General features: G+C 46.0%; 1 protein-coding gene. It reads left to right on the top strand.

Features of this window, described 5'->3' with window-relative positions; translation table 11 throughout:
* Positions 1-30: 30 nt before the first annotated feature.
* Positions 31-722: chorismate mutase (locus R7P74_RS26370; protein WP_318123598.1), on the top strand; the 692-nt coding region annotated here is incomplete at its 3' end.

Below are 722 nucleotides of genomic sequence, written 5' to 3'. Positions count from 1 at the left end.
CGGGAGGCTTTTTTTATAAGGAAAGAATTGATGACTGACCAACCTATTTCCCTCGAAGAAATTCGTTTACGCTTGAATGAGCTTGATGACCAGCTCCTTAGCTTGCTGTCTGAACGCCGTAAACTCAGCATTGAAGTAGCCAAAAGCAAAGTACAAACCTCAAAACCGGTTCGTGATGCCGTTCGAGAACAACAACTGTTGGTTAAGCTGATTTCCAACGGCCGAGACAAATACGAACTCGACGCTCAGTACATCACCAAACTTTTCCACACCATCATTGAAGATTCTGTCTTACTTCAACAAGGTTATCTGCAAAACCTTGTTAACCCGCAACAAAGCCGTAAGCCACTTGCACGCGTCGCTTTCTTGGGAGCCAAAGGTTCTTACTCGCACTTGGCAAGCCGCGAATATTTCAGTCGTAAAAATACTGAGCTTATCGAGCTAAATTGTGAGCATTTCAAAGAAGTGACTCGAACGGTGGAATCTGGCCATGCTGATTACGGTGTGCTGCCCATCGAAAACACCAGCTCGGGCTCGATCAATGAAGTATATGACCTACTGCAACACACCACGCTGTATATTGTTGGTGAGCTGACTCAACCTATCGAGCACTGCTTAGTTGCAACGAAAGACATTCGCCTCGAAGACATCAAAACACTGTACTCGCATCCGCAACCGCACCAACAGTGCAGCGAATTCTTAAGCCGTATGAAAGGCGTGAA

The organism is Vibrio sp. 2033 (assembly GCF_033339735.1).
This window is presented reverse-complemented; position numbering and strand designations above follow the sequence as displayed.